The following is a 16,227-nucleotide window of genomic DNA, read 5'->3' as shown; positions in this document are numbered from 1 at the left end:
GGGGGGGGGGGGGGGGGGGTGGGGGGGGGGGGGGGGGGGGGGGGGGGTGGGGGGTGTCCCCCGCATTCACGGGACTTGCGGCTTTCGCGCGGAGCGCGCCCTCCGGTGAGGACCGATTCACCGACGCCGCGCACAGCCGGGGTTGTGTGGGGGTCAGTTGGACGGATCACTGGGTTGGTTGGGGGGATGTTAGCTAAATGTCTAGAGGGGTTTGGCTTGGGGGGTGGTGGGGGGCAGCATTTCGGGCGTGAGTGAAATGAATCTCTTGGATGGGCGCGAGTTCGTCATGGTCAGTTCTACGGCCAGCGTGGTGGATCCGGCGGGGCCTACGCGGTTCGTCTATGAGGAGGCGGACGGGGTGGTGTGGGGGCGGTATGACGGGGACACGGTGGCGCATGGGCGGTTCGTGGGGACTCGGGAGGGGGACTTGGTCGAGATCTCTTACGTGCATGTGCTGAAGAGTGGGGGGCGGGCAGGGGGGAGGAGCAGCTCGCGGGTGGAGCCACTGACGGATGGGCGGCTGCGGCTGGTGGAGGAGTTCCGGTTCGACGGGGACGACACGCCGCAGGTCAGTGTGTGTGAGGAAGTGCGGTGAAGGGTTAGGGCTCGCCGCGCATCTCGGCGCGGCCTTCGGCGGCGCCGACGAAGCGCATCTTGCCCAGGGGGACGCCGGAGTCGGGGGTGGTGGGCTCGGCGGAGGGGCGGCGGGACTGCTGGCGGGGGGTGCGGTCGGAGGGGAGGACGTAGGGGCGTTTGAGGACTTCGTCCAGGATGAAGACGGTTTCGGTGGCCTTGACGGCGGGGATGCCGGCCAGGCGTTCGGTGACCAGGGCGTGCACGCCGGCCACGTCCGCCATGCGGATCTGGATCATGGCGTCGTGCTGGCCGGTGGTGATGGCGCAGTACTCGACCTCGGGCATCTGGGCGAGCTGCGCGCGGAACTGCTTCCACATCTGCTGGCGGACGGTGACGAACACCAGGGCGGTGATGCCGAGTCCGGCGCGCACGTGGTCGACCTCGGCGGTGAAGCGCTTGATCACGCCGTCGGCGCGCAGGGCCTCGAACCTCGTGTAGGCGCTCGCCCGCGAGATGCCGACCCGTTCGGCCAGGGCGGCGACCGAGATCCGGCCGTTCTCCCGCAGCACCTGCAGGATCTTCATGTGGATGGCGTCGAGCTGCAGCCCGATGCCGATACGTCCAACCAGCCCGCCTCCACGTGATGACCCGCCTGACATTTCGGTCATACCTGATTCCTATCCGCTAGATCCGTCTCGGCTTCCCGCCGCGAACCGGACGTTTCCACCCACAATCCTCGACGACACGCCAACAATCGTCCAGACAGCTTCAATTCCGGAGGACCCAGAATGGCGACCCGTTCGCGGCGCCGCACGGCGTGGCAGGGGAGGGCGGCTCTGCTGCCGGTCCTGCTCGCCGGCGCGCTATCTCTCGCCGCCTGCGGCGGCGGCACGTCCACCACTCCGTCGCAGGGCGGGCAGAGCGGCCCGGCCGCCAAGACCCTGGTCGTCGACGCCTCCTTCACGCTCAAGACCGCCGACCCCGGCCGCAACTACGAGCCCACCGGCCTGATCATCGGCAAGGCGCTCTACGACACGCTGCTGACCTTCGAGGGCTCCGACGTGACCAAGCCGGTCCCGTCCCTCGCCGAGTCCTACGAGCAGTCCGAGGACGGCAAGACCCTCACGCTGAAGCTCCGGCAGGGGGCGACCTTCTCCGACGGCTCCCCGGTCACCGCCGACGACGTGGTGTTCTCGCTGAACCGCGTGCGCGACATGAAGGGCAACCCGTCGTTCCTGCTGGACGGTGTGGAGGTGGCCAAGACCGACGAGTCGACGGTCACGCTCACCTCGAAGATCGCCAACCCGGCGCTGCCGTTCATCCTGCCCAACCCGGCCCTCGGCATCGTCAACTCCAAGGTCGTCAAGCAGAACGGCGGCACCGAGGACGAGTCCGACAAGGCGGAGAACTTCCTCAACGGCACCTCGGCGGGCTCCGGCCCGTACCAGCTGGAGTCGTTCAACGCGCAGTCGCAGGTCGTGCTGACCGCCAACCCCAAGTACTGGGGCCCGAAGAAGCCGACCTACACCAAGGTCGTGCTGCGCAACGTCGAGTCCGCCACCCAGAAGCTGAACGTGCAGCGCGGCGACAGCCAGGTGGCGCTGGACCTGTCCGGCGACCAGATCAAGACGGTCGGCGCCGACTACACGACGGTCAAGACGGCCTCCGCCAACGTCGTCTTCCTGCTCGCCAACCGGGACCCGGCGGTGAGCAAGGTCACCGACAACCCCAAGGTCGTCGAGGCGATCCGCAAGGGCGTCGACTACCAGGGGCTGCTGGAGCTGGCCGGTGAGGGCTCGGTGCAGGCGCCCGGCGTCATCCCGACCATGCTGCTCGGCGCGCTGCCCGCCGACCAGGCCGTCCAGCGGGACGTCGAGGGCGCGAAGGCCGCGCTGGCCGCGTCCGGGGTGAGCAACCCCACCGTCAAGCTGGAGTACCCGAGCGACCTGACCCTGCAGGGCCTGTCGTTCCAGCCGTTCGCCGAGCGCATCCAGGCCAACCTCAAGGAGGTCGGGATCACCGTCGAGCTGACGCCCGCCCCGGTGGCCACCGCACTGGACAACTACCGCAACGGCAAGGAGGAGCTCGGCCTCTGGTACTGGGGCCCGGACTACCCGGACCCGACCGACTACCTGGTGTTCCTGCCCGGCAAGACGGTCGGCCTGCGTGCCGGCTGGAAGGCGGGCGCCGACAAGGAGCTCGAGGCGCTCGGCGACAAGGCCGCCACCACCATCGGTGACGACGCCCGCAAGCCGCTGTACGCCGACATCCAGGCCCGCCTGAACGCCGACAGCCCGTTCATCCCGCTGATCCAGCCGAGCCAGAACATCGTGACCGCCCCGTCGGTCACCGGGCTCCAGTTCCACCCCGTGTGGACGGTCGATGTCGCCGCCCTCGGCGCCAAGTGACCCCACCCCTGGCGGCCCGGCCAAGCGCCGGGCCGCCGGTGGGCGGCACCCGCTGGCCCGGTTCCTGGTACGCAGGATCGTCGCGGCCCTGCTGCTCTGCGTCGGGATCACCCTCGTCACCTTCGTCCTGACCAACCTGGTCCCCGGCGACCCGGTGACCGCCAACCTCGGCCAGCGCGCGATGTCCGACCCGGCGATCGTGGCGCAGTTCCGCGCCGAGCACGGCCTGGACAAGCCGCTGCCCGCGCAGTACCTCACCTACCTCGGGAACCTGCTCCAGGGCGACCTCGGGATGAGCCAGCAGAGCCACCGCCCGGTGCTGACCGACCTCGCGGAGTTCGTGCCCTCCACCATCGAGCTGGCGGGCGCGGCGATCGTGGTGTCACTGATCGCCGGAGTGGCGTTCGGCGTGATCGCGGCGCTGCGCCGCGACCGGCTGTCGGACCACCTGCTGCGGCTGGCGAGCCTGGTCGGCATCTCGGTGCCGACGTTCTGGCTGGCGCTGCTGGCGTTCTACCTGTTCTTCTTCCGGCTCCAGATCGCCCCGGGCAGCGGGCGCATCGCCCCCGACATGAGCGCGCCGCCGCAGGTGACCGGCCTGTTCACCGTGGACGCCGCGCTGGCGGGCCAGTGGGACGTGTTCGCCTCGGCGGTGGGGCACCTGATGACCCCGGCGCTGGTGCTGGCCGCGTACACCATCGGCCTGCTCACCCGCTTCACCCGTTCGGCGGTGCTGGAGGTGCTCGGGCAGGACCACGTGCGGGCGGCGCGGGCCAAGGGCCTGCCGGGCCGGACGGTCCTGTCGCGGTACGTGCTGCGGTCGGCGCTGGTGCCGATCATCACGGTGGCGGGCCTGGCGTTCGGCAGCCTGCTGTCCGGCACGGTGCTGGTGGAGTCGGTGTTCGCCCGCCCCGGCATCGGCCAGTACGCCTACAAGAGCGCAACCACGCTGGACCTGCCGGCCGTCATGGGCGTCGGCCTGGTCGTCGGCTCGGTGTACGTGCTGATCAACCTGGTGGTCGACGTGCTGTACGGCGTCATCGACCCGAGAGTGAGGCTGTCGTGAGGCTCTGGGGGCGCCTGCCGGATGCCTGGCGCCGTCCGCTCGCCGTCGCCGGGGGCCTGGCCGCGCTGGCGTGGCTGGTGATCGCCCTCGCGGCGCCCCTGCTGGCGCCGCACGACCCCCTGGCGCAGGACCTGCCGCGGCTGGCCTCGCCGGGCCCGGGCCACTGGTTCGGCACCGACCAGCTGGGCCGCGACATCCTGTCCCGCGTGATGTACGGCGCCCGGGTGTCGATCCCGCTGACGCTGCTGCTGGTGGCGCTGTCGATGCTGGTCGGCGGGCTGCTCGGCGCGTGCGCCGGGTACTTCGGCCGGTGGGTGGGCGAGGGCATCATGCGCCTGGCCGACCTGGTGTTCGCCTTCCCCACCGTGATCCTCGCCATGGTGGTCGCCGCCGCGCTCGGCGCCAGCCTGACCAACGCGGTGCTCGCCGTGCTGGTGGTGGCCTGGCCCGCGTACGCGCGGGTCACCCGGGGCCTGGTGCTCGGGGTGCGCGAGCGGGAGTTCGTGCTGAGCGGCAGGCTGCTCGGGTTCTCAGCGTGGCGCTCGCTGCGGGTGGACGTGCTGCCCAACGTCACCGGCCCGGTGCTGGTGCTCGCCACGCTGGACATCGGCACCGCGTTGCTGCTGCTGTCCGGCCTGTCCTTCCTCGGCCTCGGCGCCAAGCCGCCGTCCCCCGAGTGGGGCGCGATGGTGGCCTCCGGCGTGGAGGTGTTCGACAGCTGGTGGGTGGCGACGTTCCCCGGCCTCGCCATCCTGACCGTGGTCCTGGCGTTCAACTTCCTCGGCGACACGCTGCGGGACGCGCTGGACCCCCGTACGGCACGGGCCATCAAGGAGCGTGCGCTGTGAGCCTGACGATCGAGGGCCTGAAGGTGTCCATCGGCGGGCACGACATCCTGCGCGGCGTGGACCTCGCGCTCACGCCGGGCCGGGTGCACGGCCTCGCCGGGGAGAGCGGCTCGGGCAAGACCATGACGGGCCTCGCCACCCTCGGGCTGCTCCCCCACGGCGCCCGCGCGTCGGGGCGGATCGCGCTCGGCGACCGCGAGCTGCTGAGCCTGCCGCCGCGCGAGCTGAACCGGGTGCGCGGCCGGGAGATCGCCATGGTGTTCCAGGATCCGGCGACCAGCCTGCACCCCATGCTGACCGTCGGCCGCCAGATCACCGAGCACATGCGGCACCACCTGCGCCTCGGCAAGGCGGAGGCGGACGCGCGGGCCACCGACCTGCTCGGCCAGGTCCGCATCCCCTCCCCCGCCGCCGCGGTGCGCCGCTACCCCCACCAGTTCTCCGGCGGCATGCGCCAGCGCATCGCCATCGCGGTGGCGCTGGCGTGCGGCCCCCGGGTGCTGATCGCCGACGAGCCGACCACCGCGCTGGACGTCACCGTGCAGGCCGGGATGCTCAGGCTGCTGCGGCGGCTGTGCGACGAGCTCGGGCTGGCGGTGCTGCTGGTGACCCACGACCTCGGCGTCATGTCGGCGGTGGCCGACGACGTGAGCGTGATGCGGGACGGCCTGGTCGTGGAGACCGGCCCCCGCGCCCGGGTCCTGCGCGAGCCGGACCACCCCTACACCCGCGCCCTCCTCGACGCGCTGCCCCGGGAGGGCACCGACCTGCCGCAGGAGGGCCCGTGACCCTGCTCGACGTGGACGACCTGGTCGTCGACCACCGCACGCCGGGACGCCCGGCCGTCCGCGCGGTCGCGGGCGCGAGCCTCGGCGTGGCGGCGGGCGAGGTCGTCGGGCTGGTCGGCGAGTCCGGCTGCGGCAAGTCGACGCTGGCCCGCGCGGTGTGCGGGCTCACCCCGGCGACCGGCGGCACCATCGCGTTCGGCGGCACCCCGGTGACACGCCTCGGGCTGCGCCGCAGGGACCGGGCGCTGACCGGGATCCAGATGGTGTTCCAGGACCCCTACTCGTCCCTCAACCCGCGGCGCCGGGTGGGCGCGCAGATCGCCGACGGGCTGGCGGTGGCGGGCGACCGGGCGACCAGCGTGGGCGACATGCTGGAGCGGGTCGGGCTGCCCGCCGGGATGGCAGGGCGCTACCCGCACGAGTTCTCCGGCGGCCAGCGGCAGCGGATCGCCATCGCCCGCGCGCTGGCGGCCCGTCCCTCGCTGCTGATCGGGGACGAGCCGATCTCCGCGCTGGACGCGTCCGCGCAGGCCCAGGTGGCGACGCTGATGCGCACCCTCGCGGTGGAGTCGGGCGCCGGGCTGCTGTTCATCAGCCACGACCTGTCGGTGGTGCGGCTGATCGCCGACCGGATCGCGGTGATGTACCTCGGGAAGATCGTGGAGACCGGCCCGACGGCGGAGGTCTGGGCCGACCCCCGGCACCCGTACACCCAGGCGCTGCTGCGCGCCATCCCCGCCGCCGACGGCCTCGGCACGCTGCCCGAGGAGTTGCCGGGCGACGTGCCGGACCCGGCGGACCCGCCGTCCGGCTGCCGGTTCCATCCGCGCTGCCCGAAGGCGATGGACGTCTGCGCGCGGACCGAGCCCGCGCCGGGCCCGGTGTCCTGCTGGCTGTACCCGCCGGCATGACCGCGGAGGTGGTCGCGGCCGTCCTCGCCAGGATGGCGGAGACAGGCCTGGACGCGATGGTGCTGCGGCCGTCCTCCGACCAGAGGTACGTCGCCGGGCGGGAGGCGGAGGGGTTCCTGGTGCTGGTGCCCGGCCGGGAGCCGGGGTTCGCGGCGGGCGCCGAGGAGGCCGCGGCGCTGCTGCCCGCCGGGGCGGCCAGGGTCGCGGTGGACGGCGAGATGCGGGCCCGCGAGCTGTTCGCGCTGCGGGTGGCGGCCGACCTGGTGCTGGCCTCGGCCGTGCTGGAGCCGCTGCGGGCCCGCAAGCGGCCGCAGGAGGCCGCCGCCATCGGCCGGGCCTCGGCGGCGGCCGACCGGGTGCTGGCCGTGGCCCGCGAGCTGCCCTGGTACGGCGCCACCGAGGAGGGCATGGCGCGGCGGCTGGCCGGGGAGTCCGGCGCCCCCGGCGTGGTCGCGGTGACGGTGGCCGCCGGGGAGAACACCGCGCGGCCCGGCCACACGCCGTCCGGCCGGGTCATCAACCCCGGCGACGCCGTGCAGGTCCGGGTCACGGCCGTGGACGGCGGCTACCACGCGCACGCCAGCCGCGGCTTCGTCGTGGCCGAGCCGCCCGAGGACTACGACGCGCTGCACGCCGTGCTGGTCTTGGCCGGGGACGCCGCGCTGGCCGCCGTACGACCTGGCGCGACCGCCGCCGACGTGGACGCCGCGGCGTGGACCGTGCTCGACGAGAGCGGCTACGGCCCGTACGCGACGCGCGGCACCGGCCACGGCGTGGGCCTGGACCCCCGCGAGCCGCCGTGGCTGGTCCCGGGGGACGGAACCCCGCTGGCGCCGGGGATGACGCTGGTCGTGGAGCCGGGGGTGCACGTGCCCGACCTGTACGGAGCGCGGGTGGGCGACGTGGTGGAGTGCACGGAATCCGGAGGGCGGCCGATGAACCGGGCGCCCCGCGCGCTGCACGTCCTTGATCCATAGTTTCAGCCGTCTTGCCGATTCACTGCCGGGGCCGCGAATGATGCCCATTTAGGGTGATCATGAGGCGGACGGGGGGGCGCGGTGATGCTCTGGCGCGACTGGTCCGTCCGGACCCGGGTGGCGGTCGCCACCGGTGTCCTGACGGCACTGGCCTGCGCGGGCGCGAGCGCGCTCGTCCTGTCCGGCCTGCGGGGAACCGCCGAGGGCGAGCTGCGGCACGAGATCGCCAACACGACCCTGACCATCGCGGCCCTGGCCGAGGGCGGCGTGCTGCCCGCCGTCCTGCCGGTGCAGGCGATCCCCGTGATCCAGGTGATCGACGAGATGACGGGCCGGATCCTCGCGGCGACCCCCCACGTGGCGGGCCGCCCGCAGGTGGCGCGCTTCTCCCCGCCGCCCGGCCGGGCGATGACGTCGGGCGAGGTGTGCCGCTCGCCCGGCTTCCCGGAGGGCTGCGCGCTCGTGGTCGTGCTGCGTTTCCCCCGCGACGAGGGGGAACTGCTGATCTACGGCGCCGACGAGGCCGTCCCGTGGTATGTCGACCGCTGGCTGCTCACCGCGCTGATCGCGGGGTCCGTCGCGCTGACCGGCACGACGGCGTTCAGCGCGTACCGCGCGACCCGGCGGATCCTGCGGCCGGTGGACGCCGTCCGGATCAAGCTGGCCGAGGTCACGGCCGACGAGCCGTCCTGGGGCCTGGCCGCGCCGCCGCTGCGCGAGGAGCAGATGGGCGACCTCGCCGACAGCGTGAACCAGACCCTGGACAAGCTGCGGCAGTCGGTGGAACGCCAGCGCCGCTTCGCCTCCGACGCCTCCCACGACCTGCGGAGCCCGCTCACCGCGATGCGCGCCCAGGTGGAGGAGGGCCTGCTGCACCCGGCCGACACCGACTGGGTGAAGACCGGTGAGGCCCTGATGAGCAGCCTGGACCGGTTGCAGGCCATCGTCACCGACCTGCTGCTGATCGCCCGGCTGGACGCGGGGGAACGGATCGTCCGCGGCTACATCGACCTCGCCGAGCTGGTCCGCACCGAGCTGAACCACCGCACCCGGCGCCGGCGCGTAGTGCTCGGCCTGGAGGCCGGCGTGGTGGTCAGCGGTGACCGCCTCCAGCTGGCCCGCCTGCTGACCAACCTGCTGGACAACGCCGAGCGGCACGCCACCTCCACCGTCACCGTCCTGGTGCGGCACGAGGCGGACAGGGCCGTCATGGAGGTGATCGACGACGGCGAGGGCATAGCCGCCGAGCAGCGCGAGATCGTCTTCCAGCGCTTCACCCGCCTGCCCGCCGGCCGCGCCAAGGACCAGCAGGGCACCGGCCTGGGCCTCGCCATCGCCCGCGAGATCGCCCAGCGCCACCACGGCACCCTCTGCCTGGAGGACTCGCCGACCGGTGCCCGTTTCGTGCTGAACGTCCCCCTGCTCACCATCCGGCCGCGGAAGGAGGCGCCCTCCTGACCTCGGTCACGGGCCGGTGATGCGGTCGCCGATCAGCGCCAGGTTCTGGATGGCCGCCAGGCCGTACAGGGCGGTGGTGTTGGTGGACACCCACGCCGCCTCCTCGGTGGGGTTCAGCGTCGTGGCGACCTTCTCCGACCGCCACGGCAGGTCGGGGGCGTAGCCGTCGCCGGTGTAGAACTCCCGCCAGGCGCGGGCCGCCAGGTCGTCGCGGCCGAGCCGCACCGCGGCGTAGGCGGTGAGGCGGGAGTGGCCCTGCCGCAGGATGAGGTTGCCGAACGCGGCCCCGGTCTCGGCGGTCTGCTCGGCGGCGGTGCCGTTGAACAGGCGGCAGTACTGCAACCACGCCGCCTCGAACTCCGGCATGTCGACGAGGTCGTCGAGCTCGGCGCAGATCTCCACCTGCCCGAACATGGCCGACAGGTGGGACACCGCCACCTTGCGCGCCGCCGGGGCGAACTCGCCGGTGCTGAGGCTGTAGAGCCCTTCGCCGGTGACGAAGCCGTTGGGCATCGCGGCGATGGTCCGCATGGTCGCCCTGAGCTTGCGTTCCGCGACCGGGTCGCCGCCGCGTTCCCACTCGGTCAGCCAGGCCGCGGCGAGGCCGGTCCAGTCGGTGCCGAGGCCGATGGCGAGGGCCTCGGGGTCCGGCTCGTACGGCTCGGTGCGGATCTTGCGCAGCGGGTCGAGCGCCAGGAACGTCCGGTCGGAGTCGACCAGCGCCCGCATCAGGTCGCCGGTGCGCTCGTCGGCGGTGAGGTAGTAGAAGATCCGCCGGTAGACGGCCGTGGAGATGCGCTGCTGCTTGGCGCTGCACCCCCAGTGCTGCACGTTGTGCCGGGTGCCGAGGCCTGCCCAGGGCCCGAGGTGGTACACGTCCACCTCGCCGGTGTGCCGGGTCATCGCCTCGGCGAAGCGGTAGACGTCGGGCCGTCCCGAGCGCAGGTAGGCGTACCAGAGCCACAGGTCCGGCGACAGCTCGGAGTTGTCCCAGGCGTAGCCGCCGACGTCGTACCGCCACACCCTGCGGTCGGTGTCGTAGGTGTGCATGATGTCGCCGTGGTTCCAGAAGCCGTACCAGTGGCGCTGCTCGACCTGCCCCTTGTAGTACGAGAACAGGAAGTCCAGGTGGTCCTCGACGGCCGCGGCGGCCGGGTGGGACCGGTCGGGGGGAGCGAACAGGCCGCCGAACACCTTGGCGGCCACCAGGTGCGCGGCCGGGTTGACCGGCTGCGGCGGGGTGCGCACGGCGTCGGCCATCGCGGCCAGCCGGTCGGCCGCGGGGGTCGCCGCCACGGCCCACAGCGTCAGCTCGCTGGTGCGGGCGATGCCGTACGGCGTGCCGAACCCCGGCTCGTAGTCCTCGTAGGTGATCTCCAGGCCCTGCAGCTGCTCGGGGTAGGTGTCCTGGCCCATGCCGTCGTGGTAGAACCGCGTGTCCATCGGGCCTGCCTCGGGCGACCACAGCCAGAGAGTCACCTCGGCCCGGTCGGACTGGGCGCCGCGGATGTCGAGCTGGGTGGGGTGGCGCTGCCAGAAGTCGCGCAGCCCGAAGACCACCCCGCCGGAGACGCCGCCCACGTACCCGCAGCCCGAGGCGCGCCGTCCCTGGTCGACGTCGACCCAGCCGTACCCCTCGCGGGTGCGCTTGCGCACGGTGAAGCCCTCGGCGGACAGCTGGCTGAGGGTGTGGTCGCCCCAGTCGGGGATGAGGTCGAGACGGCTGCTCACCCGGGTGTCCCAGGTGGCGACGTCCGGGAGCCTCGTCCCGGCGACCTGCGCCGCCCGCACGGCGGCCCCGGGATCGCGGCGCAGGCCGGTGATGCCCTTGACGGCCTCGGCGAGCATGCCGTGGCCCTCCCCCACGAACCGCACGTGCCGGTTGTACGTCTCGTCGCGCATGGGCACCTCGAACCGCACGCCGAGCCCGGCGACGAAGTCCCTCGTCCCGTCGCGGTCGAAGACGAAGGTGTGCACGACGCGGATGCTCTCGGCGCCCGCGTAGAAGTAGAACCGCACGGTGAACGGCAGCCACGCCCTGCCCTTCCTGCTCTGGTGGCGGCCCTCCACGCGGACGACGGCGCGGACCGGGCCGCGCTGCTCCACCGTGACCTTCCGTACGTCGCTCAGGTATCTCTCCCGCCGGGTCTCGCCCTCCTCGTCGTCCTTGATCGCGTCCTGCCGGAGGTTGACCAGGCGCAGCCCGCGCGCGATCTCCACCTCGCCCCGCCGGATGTGCGCGATCAGCTCGGAGCCCTCCTTGCGGACGCGGACCCTGATGACGCCGGTGTCCACGTCGAGGTGGTTCCTGGCGTCGGTGACCGTGACCGGCGTGGCGGGCGCGGCGGCCGTCCCGGGCCCGAGGGTGTAGCTCTCCGCCGGGGCGGCGGCGCCGATGGCGTGCGCGGTCCACTTCAGCGTCCCGTCGGGCCAGTAGGCGAGCGGCCAGCTCTGCACGGGCACGGCGGCGCCGCCGGCGGCGGTCAGCGCGAACGCCTGGTCCCTCGGCACCGCGCCCCTGGGCCAGGGGGTGCCCCAGGTGGCGCCGGCGGGCAGCGCGGGGCGGCCCTCCAGCCAGGTGATCGACACCTCCGGCACGGCGGCGGCCGACGCCGCGGCGGCGCCCTGGAACAGGGCCGGCAGGGGAAGGGCGGCGCCGGTGGCCGCCATGCCCTTCAGCACGTCTCTTCTGGCGATTTCTGGCATGGCTGAACTACACCTCCGTGCTCGGCTGGGTCAGGTCAGGCGTGCATTGCGGACGGCCGTGCGTCCACGGCGGCGGCGGCGAGGACGAGCTGGCCTAGGGCCAGCGGGGTGACGACGGGGAAGACCGAACAGACGACCACGGCCGCGACCACCGCCATGGCCAGCAGCGCCGTGCCGTACAGGTCGGCCCGGAGAGCCGAACGGAACACCTGGGGCCAGCCGGCCCCGGGACGCCACGCACCGGCGCACCGCAGCGCGAGCGCGGCGGCGGCCAGGGCGAGCAGGGGGACCACCACGGCGAACACCTCGCGGCCGGGCAGCCGGGACGTGACCGCCGCCCAGTCGAGGAACAGCACCAGGGCGGTCACGAGCGGCACGGCGAAGCCGAGCGGGCCGGACCTGGCGACGGCGAGCAGGCGGCGGGCGTACGGGCGCACGCCGACCGAGGCGCGGTCGCCGTCGCGCAGCAGAGCGCACCCGGCGGCCAGCGCGGCGAACGCGGTGACCAGCGGGAGGGACGCGAGGAACACCAGCACTCCCAGCAGGAGCGACTCCGACAGGAGCGTGAGGCGGCGGCTCATCCCTTCAGCCCCGAGGTGGCGAGGCCCTGGACCAGGAAGCGCTGGAAGGCGGCGAAGAACAACAGGATCGGGACGAGGGAAAGCACCGACAGGGCGAACATGGGGCCGAACGAGGCGGCGCTCTCCTGCAGGTCCACGAACATGCGCAGGGCCAGCGGCACCGTGAGCCTGTCCGGGGAGGACAGGTAGATGAGCTGGGTGAAGAAGTCGTTCCAGGTCCAGATGAACGTGAAGATCGCCGTCGTGATCATGGCGGGCTTGATCAGCGGCAGCGTGATGTGCGCGAAGATCCGCAAGGGGCCGCAGCCGTCGATCCTGGCGGCCTCGTCCAGGTCGCGCGGCAGCTGGCGGATGAACTGGACCATCAGGAAGACGAAGAACGCGTCGGTGGCGAGGAACTTCGGCAGCACCAGCGGCCAGAAGGTGTCGACCATGCCGAGGCTCTGGAAGATCGTGTACTGCGGGATCAGCACGACGTGCTGCGGCAGCATGATCGTGGCCAGCATGAACGCGAACAGCGGGGTGCGCAGCCGGAACCGCAGCCGCGCGAAGGCGTAGGCCGCCAGGGAGCAGGTCAGCACGTTGCCGAGCACCGCGCCGCCCGCCACGAGCGTGGAGTTGAGGAAGTACCGCCAGACCGGGGTGTCGGCGGGCCCGAACACCTGGGCGTAGTTGTCCAGGGTCAGCGACCCGGCCCACAGGCCGACGCTGGACGCGATGCGCTCGCCGGGCTTCACCGAGCCCGCGACCAGCCACACGACGGGGTACAGCATCACCGCGAGCGCGGCGATCACCCCCGCGTGCCACAGGACGCGCCTCCTCACCGCTCCTCACCTCCGTAGTGGACCCAGGAGCGGGCCGACCTGAAGATCAGCGCGGTGACGAGCGCGATGCCCGCCAGCAGCAGCCACGCCATCGCCGAGGCGTAGCCCATCTTGAAGTCGACGAAGGCCTTCTGCCACAGGTAGAGCGTGTAGAAGAGGGTGGAGTCGCCGGGGCCGCCGGTGCCATTGCTGACGATGAACGCCGCGTTGAACACCTGGAAGGCGCGGATGGTGTCCAGCACCAGGTTGAACAGGATCACCGGGGAGAGCATCGGCAGGGTGATCGACCAGAACCGCCGCCACCTGCCCGCGCCGTCCACCGCCGCCGCGTCGTACAGCTCGAGGGGGATCTGCTTGAGGCCCGCCAGGAAGATGACCATGGGGGCGCCGAACTGCCAGATGCCGAGCAGCACGAGCACCAGCAGGGCCAGGCCCGGGTCGGTGATCCAGCCTCCGGTGCGGACGCCGAACAGGGAAAGCACCTGGTCGGCGGCGCCGCCACCGGCGAACAGCGCACGCCAGACCAGGGCCACCGCCACGCTGGCGCCGAGCAGCGAGGGGGCGTAGAACGCCGAGCGGTACAGGCCCTGGGCACGGCTGGCGCGGTTCAGCAGCATGGCGACGGCGAGGGCCGCCACCAGCTGCACCGGCACCGACAGCACCACGTACTTCACCGTGGCCCACACCGCCGCGAGGAAGTGGGGGTCCGCGGTGAACAGCCTGCGGTAGTTCTCCAGCCCGACGAAGGAGGGAGCGGTGAACAGGTCGTAGTCGGTGAAGGACAGGTACAGCGACGCGAGCATCGGGCCGACGGTCAGCAGCGTCGCGCCCGCGATCCACGGCGACAGGAACAGGTACGCCACGCCGGAGCGCTCGCCGTAGGGGGCCGCGCGCGGCCGCTCCAGCGTGGACGGGCGTGTCATCCGGCGAGGACCTGCAGGGCCTCGGCGTAATAACGCTTGGCGGTGTCGGCCGGGGCGGCCCGGTCGTACATGACCTCCTGGTAGTACTTGTCGAACAGCGTGAAGAGGGTGCCCGCGCCCTTGGGCGGGGCGGGCGGGCCTGTCTTCACCTTGCCGGCGATCAGCTCCTCGTACGCGTAGACCTGCTTCCACGCGCCGGTCAGGGACTGCGAGATGGCCGCGCGGTTGGCCAGGTTGGCGGGCAGGCCGCGCGACATGCCGAGGATCTTCGCGGCCTCGGGGTCGTTGACGATGAAGTCCGCCAGCTTGAGCGCCGCCGCCCGCTGCTTGCTCCTGGCCGACACGCTGAGCAGCATGGGCGGCTCGCCGTACAGCCCCAGCTCGGCGCCCACCTGGGGCAGCGGTGCCAGCGCGTAGTCGTTGTCGAAGGCCTTCCACGCGTCCGGGGCCACTGTCGAGTCCGGCTGGAACTCCGACGCCGACAGCTTGCGCGCCACCGGGCTGCCCGCCGGGTTCACCGCCGTGATCTCCCCCGGCGTGACGGCCCCCGCCTTACGGAACCTCGTGGCCATCTCCCACCAGGTCACCACGTCCTGCTCGGTGTACCCGAGGCTGCCGTCCCGCGCGTACAGGCTCTTGCCCTGCTGGGACAGCCACACCTTGAACCACGACTCGATGCCCCCGAAGTCGCTGGCGCCGTAGACCTTCCGCCCCGTGTGGTCGGACACCTTCTTGGCCGCCACGAAGTAGTCGTCCCAGGTCCACCCGAGGGCGGGCTCCTTGGCCCCCGCCTTCTTCCACAGCACCGGGTCGTAGATCATCACCACCGCCGTCTGCCCGAGGGGCAGGCCGTACAGCTTGTCCCCCAGCGTGCCGAGGCCCATGACCTCCTGCTTCAGCCCGTCGGTGTGGATCTCCTTGCCGACGTGGGGCCGCAGGTCGAGCACCACGTTCCGCTCGGCGTAGTCCTGCAGGTGGCGGTCGCTCATCTGCATCACGTCGGGCGCGTTCCCGCCGGCGGTCTCGGTGGCGAGCTTCTGGAAGTAGGCGTCATAGATGGCGGTGCTCGTGACGACCTTCACGGACGGGTTCTTCTTCATGAACAGCTTCACCGCGTCATTGGTGATCTTCGCTCGCTGGTCGCTGCCCCACCAGGCGAACCGGATGGTCACCGGCCCTCCGCCGCTCCCGCCGTCCCCGCCGCCGCACCCTGCCAGCGCGACCGCGAGCCCGCACGCGATCAATCCCGCCAGTACCTTGCCCCTGCCCATCCCGCCTCCACGGAAAGCGCTTTCCGTTGGTGCGGAACCCATGGGATCCCGCAACCCTGGCAGCACCGACGCCCGCCCACCGAAGGCGTGGAAGAACCCTCACCCTTCGCGGTACGCGATGTTCAAATCCGCTCAGGCGGAGTAAAACGTTCTCAGTCTCCCCGGGCAAGACCCATCTTTCGCCCCCACCCGCACGGCCTGCACCACACGCTCACGGCCACCCCGGGAGCATGAACGTTTCATACCTCCGACGACTCGTAGGCCGATCCGCCGGCGGTCACAGCGGGCTGCGCTGACCTCCCACGGAGGCGCGGGCCTCGTCGAGCGTCGGATACAGGCGGAACAACCGATCGAGCTTGGTGATCTCCAGCAGCCGTGCGACCCTCCCGCCGACCCCCACCAGCGAGAGCTGCCCGCCCATGGCGGCCAGCCGGCGGTGCAGCGCGAGGAACGCCGCCAGCCCCGAGGAGTCGCAGAAGTCCACACCCGACACGTCGGCGACCAGAGCCGCGGGCGCCTCACCGTCGAAGATCGCGTCGATGTGCCGCTGGAACACCGCCCCGGTGTTGTGGTCCAGCGCGCCACACACCGTCAGGACGGCCAGGGGGCCGGTCACCTGATAAGTCACCAGGAGTGCGGGACCACCGGCGGAGGATGGATCTGGGGGCATGGCATCCCTAACTCCAGGTGCGCCTGATACTCGAAGAGCGAGGTAGCACGATGAGCACGGGCACAGACCACGGCCCACACCCACAAGCCTGTTCCCGGCTGTAATTGTTCGTTGACGACATCCATGACGCAAGCCCAACGGCCCCGCGAGTCGCGCGACCCACGCACCCCGTCCCTCAAAGGCGGGCCACACGATCAAACGTACACGGCACCCGCACCCC

At 72.2% G+C, this 16,227-nt stretch carries 14 protein-coding genes; 7 read left to right on the top strand and 7 right to left on the bottom strand.

Features of this window, described 5'->3' with window-relative positions; all coding sequences use genetic code 11:
- Nucleotides 1–599 precede the first annotated feature (599 nt).
- Nucleotides 600–1,244: an Lrp/AsnC family transcriptional regulator gene (locus ACFP1K_RS12170; RefSeq protein ID WP_380750824.1), complete on the bottom strand. Its 645-nt coding sequence runs from the start codon at nucleotides 1,242–1,244 to the stop codon at nucleotides 600–602.
- A gap of 120 nt (nucleotides 1,245–1,364) precedes the next feature.
- Here ACFP1K_RS12170 and ACFP1K_RS12165 point away from each other — a divergent pair, with 120 nt between their 5' ends.
- The 7 genes from ACFP1K_RS12165 to ACFP1K_RS12135 all read left to right on the top strand — a co-directional run bounded on the left by ACFP1K_RS12165 (nucleotide 1,365) and on the right by ACFP1K_RS12135 (nucleotide 9,032).
- Nucleotides 1,365–2,984, top strand: a complete 1,620-nt coding sequence (locus ACFP1K_RS12165; protein WP_380750821.1) for an ABC transporter substrate-binding protein — start codon at nucleotides 1,365–1,367, stop codon at nucleotides 2,982–2,984.
- Nucleotides 2,959–4,050 carry an ABC transporter permease gene (locus ACFP1K_RS12160; RefSeq protein WP_380750818.1) on the top strand — a complete coding sequence of 364 codons (1,092 nt, stop codon included), beginning with the start codon at nucleotides 2,959–2,961 and terminating at the stop codon, nucleotides 4,048–4,050. The genes ACFP1K_RS12165 and ACFP1K_RS12160 overlap by 26 nt, the downstream gene beginning before the upstream one ends.
- Complete coding sequence (locus tag ACFP1K_RS12155) at nucleotides 4,047–4,898, top strand: ABC transporter permease (protein WP_380750815.1); 852 nt, start codon at nucleotides 4,047–4,049, stop codon at nucleotides 4,896–4,898. Before ACFP1K_RS12160 ends, ACFP1K_RS12155 begins: the two co-directional genes overlap by 4 nt.
- Nucleotides 4,895–5,686 (top strand): ABC transporter ATP-binding protein, encoded by a 792-nt coding sequence (locus tag ACFP1K_RS12150; RefSeq protein WP_380750812.1) that lies wholly within the window; start codon nucleotides 4,895–4,897, stop codon nucleotides 5,684–5,686. The genes ACFP1K_RS12155 and ACFP1K_RS12150 overlap by 4 nt, the downstream gene beginning before the upstream one ends.
- Nucleotides 5,683–6,597 carry an oligopeptide/dipeptide ABC transporter ATP-binding protein gene (locus ACFP1K_RS12145; protein ID WP_380750809.1) on the top strand — a complete coding sequence of 305 codons (915 nt, stop codon included), beginning with the start codon at nucleotides 5,683–5,685 and terminating at the stop codon, nucleotides 6,595–6,597. The genes ACFP1K_RS12150 and ACFP1K_RS12145 overlap by 4 nt, the downstream gene beginning before the upstream one ends.
- Nucleotides 6,594–7,574 (top strand): M24 family metallopeptidase, encoded by a 981-nt coding sequence (locus ACFP1K_RS12140; protein WP_380750806.1) that lies wholly within the window; start codon nucleotides 6,594–6,596, stop codon nucleotides 7,572–7,574. Before ACFP1K_RS12145 ends, ACFP1K_RS12140 begins: the two co-directional genes overlap by 4 nt.
- Before the next feature lie 84 nt (nucleotides 7,575–7,658).
- Nucleotides 7,659–9,032, top strand: a complete 1,374-nt coding sequence (locus ACFP1K_RS12135; protein WP_380750802.1) for a sensor histidine kinase — start codon at nucleotides 7,659–7,661, stop codon at nucleotides 9,030–9,032.
- 6 nt (nucleotides 9,033–9,038) lie between these two features.
- On the opposite strand, the gene ACFP1K_RS12130 is transcribed toward ACFP1K_RS12135, so the two are convergent.
- From ACFP1K_RS12130 to ACFP1K_RS12105, 6 genes are all read right to left on the bottom strand, one after another.
- Nucleotides 9,039–11,738: an exo-rhamnogalacturonan lyase family protein gene (locus tag ACFP1K_RS12130; RefSeq protein ID WP_380750799.1), complete on the bottom strand. Its 2,700-nt coding sequence runs from the start codon at nucleotides 11,736–11,738 to the stop codon at nucleotides 9,039–9,041.
- A 35-nt stretch (nucleotides 11,739–11,773) separates the two neighbouring features.
- Nucleotides 11,774–12,319, bottom strand: a complete 546-nt coding sequence (locus tag ACFP1K_RS12125) for a hypothetical protein (RefSeq protein ID WP_380750796.1) — start codon at nucleotides 12,317–12,319, stop codon at nucleotides 11,774–11,776.
- The gene (locus ACFP1K_RS12120) at nucleotides 12,316–13,143 is read right to left on the bottom strand and encodes a carbohydrate ABC transporter permease (RefSeq protein WP_380750793.1); all 828 of its coding nucleotides are present in this window, start codon (nucleotides 13,141–13,143) and stop codon (nucleotides 12,316–12,318) included. The genes ACFP1K_RS12125 and ACFP1K_RS12120 overlap by 4 nt, the downstream gene beginning before the upstream one ends.
- Entirely contained in the window at nucleotides 13,140–14,066 is a 927-nt protein-coding gene (locus tag ACFP1K_RS12115) for a carbohydrate ABC transporter permease (RefSeq protein ID WP_380750790.1), read from the bottom strand. Before ACFP1K_RS12115 ends, ACFP1K_RS12120 begins: the two co-directional genes overlap by 4 nt.
- On the bottom strand, nucleotides 14,063–15,337 hold the full coding sequence (locus ACFP1K_RS12110; protein WP_380750787.1) for an ABC transporter substrate-binding protein: 1,275 nt from the start codon (nucleotides 15,335–15,337) through the stop codon (nucleotides 14,063–14,065). Before ACFP1K_RS12110 ends, ACFP1K_RS12115 begins: the two co-directional genes overlap by 4 nt.
- Before the next feature lie 277 nt (nucleotides 15,338–15,614).
- A complete protein-coding gene (locus ACFP1K_RS12105) occupies nucleotides 15,615–15,965 on the bottom strand; it encodes an STAS domain-containing protein (RefSeq protein WP_380750784.1) in 351 nt (116 codons plus the stop codon).
- Nucleotides 15,966–16,227 lie beyond the last annotated feature (262 nt).

Source organism: Sphaerisporangium aureirubrum (assembly GCF_042658925.1).
Classification (GTDB): Bacteria; Actinomycetota; Actinomycetes; order Streptosporangiales; family Streptosporangiaceae; genus Sphaerisporangium; species Sphaerisporangium aureirubrum.
The sequence above is the reverse complement of the archived record's forward strand: the minus strand, read 5'-3'. Positions and strand labels throughout refer to the sequence as shown.

Coding starts and splice junctions, on each gene's coding strand:
- ACFP1K_RS12170 (WP_380750824.1), bottom strand. CDS start 1,244: ATGACCGAAATGTCAGGCGGGTCATCACGTGGAGGCGGGCTGGTTGGA.
- ACFP1K_RS12165 (WP_380750821.1), top strand. CDS start 1,365: ATGGCGACCCGTTCGCGGCGCCGCACGGCGTGGCAGGGGAGGGCGGCT.
- ACFP1K_RS12160 (WP_380750818.1), top strand. CDS start 2,959: ATGTCGCCGCCCTCGGCGCCAAGTGACCCCACCCCTGGCGGCCCGGCC.
- ACFP1K_RS12140 (WP_380750806.1), top strand. CDS start 6,594: ATGACCGCGGAGGTGGTCGCGGCCGTCCTCGCCAGGATGGCGGAGACA.
- ACFP1K_RS12135 (WP_380750802.1), top strand. CDS start 7,659: ATGCTCTGGCGCGACTGGTCCGTCCGGACCCGGGTGGCGGTCGCCACC.
- ACFP1K_RS12130 (WP_380750799.1), bottom strand. CDS start 11,738: ATGCCAGAAATCGCCAGAAGAGACGTGCTGAAGGGCATGGCGGCCACC.
- ACFP1K_RS12125 (WP_380750796.1), bottom strand. CDS start 12,319: ATGAGCCGCCGCCTCACGCTCCTGTCGGAGTCGCTCCTGCTGGGAGTG.
- ACFP1K_RS12115 (WP_380750790.1), bottom strand. CDS start 14,066: ATGACACGCCCGTCCACGCTGGAGCGGCCGCGCGCGGCCCCCTACGGC.
- ACFP1K_RS12110 (WP_380750787.1), bottom strand. CDS start 15,337: ATGGGCAGGGGCAAGGTACTGGCGGGATTGATCGCGTGCGGGCTCGCG.